2 protein-coding genes are annotated in these 7,469 nt (G+C 77.5%); both read right to left on the bottom strand.

Annotated features, from left to right (window positions below):
- On the bottom strand, positions 1 to 6,893 hold a 6,893-nt coding region (locus ACFXHB_RS43895; RefSeq protein WP_380582709.1), incomplete at its 3' end, for an SDR family NAD(P)-dependent oxidoreductase.
- Positions 6,894 to 6,956: 63 nt separating this feature from the next.
- A partial coding sequence (locus tag ACFXHB_RS43900) for an acyl carrier protein (protein WP_380582711.1) occupies positions 6,957 to 7,469 on the bottom strand: 513 nt, incomplete at its 5' end.

Below are 7,469 nucleotides of genomic sequence, written 5' to 3' on the forward strand. Positions count from 1 at the left end.
CCGGACAGCGCGGTGAGGGCGTCGCGCAGTCCGTCGGCGGTGCCGACGGCGACGGCGCGGTGGTCGAAGACCGCGCGGCCGGTGGCGAGCGAGTGCGCGATGTCGGCGGGGTTTCCGTCGAGGGTGAGCAGCCGATCGGCTTGGTCGCGCAGGGCCTCGGGGGAGCGGGCGGACAGCGGCCAGGGGACGAGGGTGTCCCTGTCGTTCGACGGTTCCGCGGACTGTTCCTCGGGGACCTGTTCGAGGACGACGTGGGCGTTGGTGCCGCTGACGCCGAAGGAGGAGACGCCGGCCCGGCGCGGCCGCCCGTCCGGGGTCTCCCAGGCACGGGCCTCCGCCAGGAGTTCCACCGCCCCCGTCGACCAGTCCACCTGCGGGGTCGGGCCGTCCACGTGCAGGCTCTTCGGCAGGACCCCGTGCCGCATCGCCAGGACTGTCTTGATCACCCCGCCCACCCCGGCGGCGGCCGAGGTGTGCCCGATGTTCGACTTCAGCGAGCCCAGCCAGAGCGGCCGACCCTCCGGCCGGTCCTGGCCGTAGGTGGCCAGCAGGGCCTGGGCCTCGATCGGGTCGCCGAGCGTGGTGCCGGTGCCGTGCCCCTCCACCGCGTCGACCTCGGTGGCCCGCAGGCCGGCGTCGGCCAGCGCCGCGCGGATCACCCGCTGCTGGGAGGGGCCGTTGGGCGCGGTCAGGCCGTTGCTCGCGCCGTCCTGGTTGACCGCCGAGCCCCGGACGACGGCGAGCACGGGGTGCCCCAGCCGCCGCGCGTCGCTGAGCCGTTCGAGCAGCAGGATGCCCGCGCCCTCCCCGAAGCCCGTCCCGTCGGCGGCGGCCGCGTACGGCTTGCACCGCCCGTCCGGCGCGAGCCCGCCCTGCCGGCTGAACTCGACGAACAGCTCCGGGCTGGACATCACGGTCACGCCGCCCGCCAGGGCCAGGTCGCACTCCCCGTGCCGCAGGGACCGGGCGGCCAGGTGGAGGGCGACCAGCGAGGAGGAGCAGGCGGTGTCCACCGTGACGGCCGGGCCCTCCAGGCCGAACACGTACGCCAGTCGGCCGGACACGATGCTGCCCGAGTTGCCGGTGCCGAGGAAGCCCTCGACCTCCTCCGGGATGTGCGGCAGCAGCCGGGCCGCGTAGTCCTGCTGCATCAGGCCGACGAAGACACCGGCGGACGCGCCGGCCAGCCCGGTCGGGTCGATGCCCGCCCGCTCGAAGGCCTCCCAGGTGATTTCCAGGAGCAGCCGCTGCTGCGGGTCCATCGCCACGGCCTCGCGCGGCGATATTCCGAAGAACTCCGCGTCGAATCCGGCGACGGTGTCCAGGAAACCGCCCTCGCGGGCGTAGGAGGTGCCGCGGTGCTCGGGGTCGGGATCGTAGAGCGCCTCCAGGTCCCAGCCGCGGTCGGCGGGGAACGGCCCGACGCCGTCGGCTCCCTCGGCGACCAGCCGCCACAGTTCCTCCGGGGTGCGCACGCCGCCCGGGAAGCGGCAGCCCATCGCGACGATCGCGACCGGGTCGTCGCCGGTGGCCGCGCTCGTGCCGGTCCCCCCGGTCCGGCCTGCCGCCGTAGGCCCGGCCGCGCCGTCCTGGGCGCCGAAGAGCTCGGCCCGCAGGTGCCGGGCGAGCACGGTCGGCGACGGGTGGTCGAAGACCAGCGTGGCGGGCAGCCGCAGGCCGGTCGCCAGGTTCAGCCGGTTGCGCAGCTCGACGGCGGCGAGCGAGTCGAAGCCCAGGTCGCGGAAGGCCCGGCCGGCCTCCACCGCCTCCGGCGAGGCGTGCCCGAGCACGGCCGCCACCTGGGAGCGGATCAGGGCCAGCAGCGCGGGCTCCCGCTCGGCCGCGGGCAGCGCGCCCAGCGGGCCGCCCGGCGTGCCGTCGGGCGCCGCGCGGGTGGCCGAGCGCCGCAGCGGCCCGCGCACCAGTGCGCGCAGCAGGCCGGGAACCGGGCGGGTCTCGGCGTCGGCCCGCAATGCCGCCAGGTCCAGCCGGATCGGGACCAGGGCGGGCCGGTCGACGGCGAGCGCCGCGTCCAGCAGCGCCAGGCCCTGCGCGGTGGTGAGCGCGGGCATCCCCGAGCGGGCCAGCCGGCGCTCACCCTCCTCGTCCAGGACGCCGGTCAGCGCGCTGCGCTGGGCCCAGAGCGTCCAGGCCAGCGACTGCCCGGCCAGGCCGAGGGCCCGCCGGTGCTGCGCGAGGGCGTCCAGGACGGCGTTCGCCGCCGCGTAGTTGGCCTGGCCGGGGCCGCCGAAGACGCCCGCCGCCGAGGAGAACAGCACGAACGCGGCCAGCGGCAGTCCGGCGGTCAGCTCGTGCAGGTGCAGGGCCGCCTCGGCCTTGGGCGCGAGGACGGCGTCCAGACGCTCCGGGGTCAGCGCGGTGAGCACGCCGTCGTCCAGCGCGCCCGCGGCGTGCACCACGGCGGTCAGTGGGTGCGCGGCCGGGACGTCGGCCAGCAGCGCGGCCAGCGCCGCGCGGTCGCCGACGTCGCACGCCGACACCGTGACGGCGGCGCCCGCCCCGGCGAGCTCGGCGGCGAGATCGGCGGCGCCCGCGGCGGTGGGCCCCTGACGGCCGACCAGCAGCAGGTGCCGCACGCCGTGCGCGCGCACCAGGTGCCGGGCGACCTCGGCGCCCAGCGTGCCGGTGCCGCCGGTGATCAGCACGGTGCCGTCCGGGTCCAGGGCCACGGGCGGGCCGTCGGCCGCCGGGACCCGGACCAGCCGGGGCGCGCGCAGCAGGCCGCCGCGCACCGCCAGCTGGTCCTCCGCGTTCGGCGCGCCGAACGCGGAGGCCGCCACCGGCAGCAGCGCGGACGCGTCCGTGGGCAGGTCCAGCAGGCCGAACCGGCCCGGGTGTTCGGTCAGCGCCGAACGCACCAGGCCCCAGAGGCCGCTGTGCGCGAGGTCGGGGACGTCCTCGTCCGGGCCGGTGGCCACCGCCCCGTCGGTCACCAGGACGAGGCGGGAGCCGGTGAACCGCTCGTCCGACAGCCACTCCTGCAGCAGAGCGAGCGCGCGGTGCGCCGACGCGCGGACGCTCGCCGCGTCGCCGACCCGCACCAGCACCACGGGCGGGGCGTCGGTGAGCCCCGGGAGGTCGTCCGGTGTGTCGAGCATCGTCCACCGGGCGGCGTCGCCGGGCACGCCGGCCTCGACGGTGACCCACTCCAGGCCGAACAGCGACTCGTTCCCCCGAGGGGTGTCCAGCACGCCGTCGGCCGGGGCCGGGCGCAGCACCAGCGCGTCCACCGTGGCGACCGGCCGCCCGGCCGGGTCGGCGGCGGTCAGCGCCAGGGTGTTCTCACCGGTCGGGGTCAGCCGCAGCCGCAGCGCCGTGGCGCCGGAGGCGTGCAGGGTCACGCCGGTCCAGCTGAACGGCATCCGCCCCTCGGCGGCCGGGCCCAGCCCGGTGGCGTGCAGGGCCGCGTCCAGCAGCGCCGGGTGCAGTCCGTAGCGACCCGCCTCGCCCTGCTGATCGGCGCTCAGCTCGGCGTGCGCGAACAGTTCCGCGCCGCGCTGCCAGGCCGCCGTCAGCCCCTGGAACGCCGGGCCGTAGCCGAAGCCTGCCGCGGCGAAGCGCCGGTACATCCCGGTCAGGTCGAGCGGGACGGCGCCGGCCGGCGGCCACTGCTCCAGCTCCTCGCCCTCGCGGACCGCCTCGGCCGCGGCCGGCGCGCCCAGCAGTCCCTCGGCGTGCCGTACCCAGGCCGCCTCCGCGTCCCCCTCGGCGGACCGCGCGTGCAGCGCGACGGGCCGGTCGCCGCGACCGTCCGGCGGGCCGACCGTCAGCCGCAGCCGCACGCCGCCCCGCTCGGGCAGCACCAGCGGCGCGCCGAGGGTGAACTCCCGTACGACCGGGCAGCCGACCTGGTCGCCGGCCCGGATCGCGAGGTCCAGGAACGCCGTTCCGGGCAGCAGCGCCGAGCCCCGCACGGCGTGGTCGGCCAGCCAGGGGTGGGTGCGCAGCGAGAGCGAGCCGGTGAAGACCACGCCGTCCTGATCGGCGAGCGTCACCATGGCGCCCAGCAGCGGGTGCCCGGCGGCCTCCAGGCCCGCCGCCGCCAGGTCGCCGGGCGCCGCCGAGGCATCGTCCAGCCAGTAGTCCTCGCGCTGGAAGGCGTAGGTGGGCAGCTCGACCGGCGTCGCCGGGCGACCGCCGAAGACGGCGTCCCAGTCGATCGGCACCCCGCGCACCTGGAGCTCCCCCAGCGAGGCGAGCAACCGGGCCGGGCCGCCCTCGCCGCGCCGCAGCGTGCCCAGCACGCAGGCGTCCGCGCCGGCCGCCTCCGCGCTGTCCTGGATCGCGGGAGTGAGCACGGGGTGCGGGCCGGCCTCCAGGAAGACCTGGTAGCCGTCGGCCAGCAGGGCCCCGGTGGCGGCCTCGAACTCCACGGTCTGCCGCAGGTTGCGGTACCAGTACGCGGCGTCCAGCCCGGCGGTGTCCAGCGGGGTACCGGTGACGGAGGAGTAGAACGGCACCCGGCTCGCCCGCGGCGTGATGCCCGCCAGCTCACGCAGCAGCTCCTGCTCGACGGCCGCGACCTGCGGGCCGTGCGAGGCGTAGTCCACCGGGACGGCCCTCGTCCGCTCGCCCGCGGCGGTCAGCTCGGCCGTCAGCTCGGCCAGCGCCCGCGGTTCGCCGGACACCACCACGGCGGACGGCCCGTTCACCGCGGCCAGCCCCAGGCGCTCGCCCCACGGCTCGATCCGGGCCCGGACCCGCTCGGCGGGCAGCGCCACGGAGAGCATCCCGCCCTGCCCGGCGAGCGCCCGCAGCGCCCGGCTGCGCAGCGCGACCACCTTGGCGCCGTCCTCCAGGGAGAGCGCGCCGGCGACGACGGCCGCGGCGATCTCGCCCTGGCTGTGGCCGACCACCGCGGCCGGCTCGACGCCGTAGGACGCCCAGACGGCGGCCAGTGAGACCAGCACCGCGAAGAGCAGCGGCTGCACCTCCTCCACCCGCTCGACCGGCTCGCCCGAGCGCAGCAGCTCCACCGGGGAGCGCTCCGACCACGGGGCCAGCGCCGCCGCGCAGTCGGCCATCCGCCGGGCGAAGACCGGTTCGCGGTCGAGGAGTTCGACCGCCATGCCGGCCCACTGCGCGCCCTGTCCGGGGAACACCATGGCCAGCGCGCCGCCGGCCCCCGCCCGGCCGCGCAGCAGCCCGGGCGCCTCCTCGTCGGCGGCCAGCGCCGCGAGCCGCTCCAGGAAGTCGTCCCGGTCCTGCGCGACCAGCACCGCGCGGTGGTCCAGGGCGGTGCGGGTGGTGGCCAGCGCGTGCCCGACCTCCGCCGGGCTCGCGCCGGGACGCTCCAGCAGGTGCGCGCGCAGCCGCTCGGCCTGGGCGCGCAGCGCGGGCGCGGTGTGGCCGGAGAGCACCCAGGGCAGCGGGCCGCGGGCGCGCGGCGACGGGCCGTCGGCGACCGGGTCCGGGCCCGGGGCCGCGACCGGGTCCGGGGCCGCAGCCGGGTCGGCGGCCGGGTCGGCGTCCGGGGCGGGCGTTCCGAGCGGCGGGGCGGCCTCAAGCACGACGTGCCCGTTGGTCCCGCTGACGCCGAAGGAGGAGACCGCCGACCGCCGGGGCCGGCCGGTCTCGGGCCAGTCCCGCGCCTCGGTCACCAGCTCGACGGCGCCGGCCTCCCAGTCGACCTGCTCGGTGCGCCGTTCGGCGTGCAGGGTCGGCGGGACGATGCCGTGCCGCATCGCCAGCACCATCTTGATCACCCCGCCGACGCCGGCCGCCGCCTGGGTGTGACCGATGTTGGACTTCAGCGAGCCCAGCAGCAGCGGGCGGTCCGCCGGGCGGTCCTGCCCGTAGGTGGCGAGCAGCGCCTGGGCCTCGATCGGGTCGCCCAGCGGGGTGCCGGTGCCGTGCGCCTCGACCACGTCGACATCGGCGCCGCCCAGCCGCGCGGCGGCCAGCGCCTGGCGGATCACCCGCTGCTGGGCCGGGCCGTTGGGCGCGGACAGCCGGCTGCTGGCGCCGTCCTGGTTGACGGCCGTGCCCCGGACGACGGCGAGCACCGGGTGCCCGTTGCGGCGCGCCTCGCCGAGCCGCTCCAGCAACAGCAGCCCGACGCCCTCGCCCCATCCGGTGCCGTCCGCGTCGGCCGAGAAGGACTTGCACCGGCCGTCGGCGGCCATCCCGCCCTGCCGGCTCATCTCCACGAACGGCACCGGGGTGGACATCACCATCGCGCCGCCGGCCAGCGCCAGCGCGCACTCGCCGGAGCGCAGCGCCTGCGCGGCCAGGTGGATGGCCACCAACGAGGAGGAGCAGGCGGTGTCCACGCTGAGCGTGGGGCCCTCCAGGCCGAAGGTGTAGGCCATCCGGCCGGAGGCGACGCTGTCCGAGCTGCCGCTGCCCAGGTAGCCGGCGACGTCCTCGGGCACCCGGCGCAGCCGCACCGCGTAGTCCTGGTACATCACGCCGAGGAAGACGCCGGTGCGGCTGCCGCGCAGCGAGCGGGCGTCGATCCCGGCGCGCTCGAAGGCCTCCCAGCCGGTCTCCAGCAGCAGCCGCTGCTGCGGGTCCATGGCCAGCGCCTCGCGCGGCGAGATGCCGAAGAGGCCGGGGTCGAAGGCGCCGACCCCGCGCAGGAAGCCGCCCTCGTCGGCGTAGCTGGTGTCCGGCCGGCCGCGGTCCTTGTCGACCAGTGCGTCCAGGTCCCAGCCGCGGTCGGTCGGGAACGGGCCGACGGCGTCGACACCGCCGGCGACCAGCTCCCAGAGCTCCTCCGGCGAGGTGACCCCGCCGGGGTAGCGGCAGCTCATCGCGACGACGGCGATCGGCTCGTGGTCCTTGGCCTCGACCTCCTGCAGCCGCCGGCGGGTGCGGTGCAGGTCGGTCGCGACACGCTTGAGGTAGTCGCGCAGCTTGTCGTCATTCACCGGTGGTCACCTTCGTCAGCGGGTTGCGGGGGTGCGGGGCACGCGGGTCCGGCCGCGTGTCCGTCATGACAGCCCCAGCTCGTTCTCGATGAGGTCGAAGAGGTCGTCGTCGCCGGCCGTGGCCATCCGTTCCTCCAGGGCGTCCGCCGGGCCGGCGGCGGCGTCCGGGGCGACCCGGGAGAGCAGGGCCTGGAGCCGCCCGGCCAGCGCCGGGTCCAGCGGGTCGGCGGCCACCGCCTGCTCCAGCCGTTCCAGTTCGGCCAGCCCGGCGACCTGCGGCCCGGCGGGCGCCGGGACCAGCTGCTCGCCGAGGTGCGCGGCGATCGCCGCCGTGCTGGGGTGGTCGAAGAGCAGGGTGGCGGGCAGCCGCAGGCCGGTGGCCGCGCGCAGCCGGTTGCGCAGTTCGACGGCGGTCAGCGAGTCGAAGCCGAGCTCCAGCAGGCCGCGGTCGGCCGACACGCTCTCCTGCGGGGAGAAGCCCAGGATCAGGCCGACGTTCGAGCGGACCAGCTCCGTCAGCACCCGGGCCCGCTGCGGCTCGCCGAGTCCGGCCAGCCGGCGCAGCAGGGCCTGCGG

This window comes from Kitasatospora sp. NPDC059327, assembly GCF_042752535.1.
In the GTDB taxonomy this organism is placed as follows: domain Bacteria; phylum Actinomycetota; class Actinomycetes; order Streptomycetales; family Streptomycetaceae; genus Kitasatospora.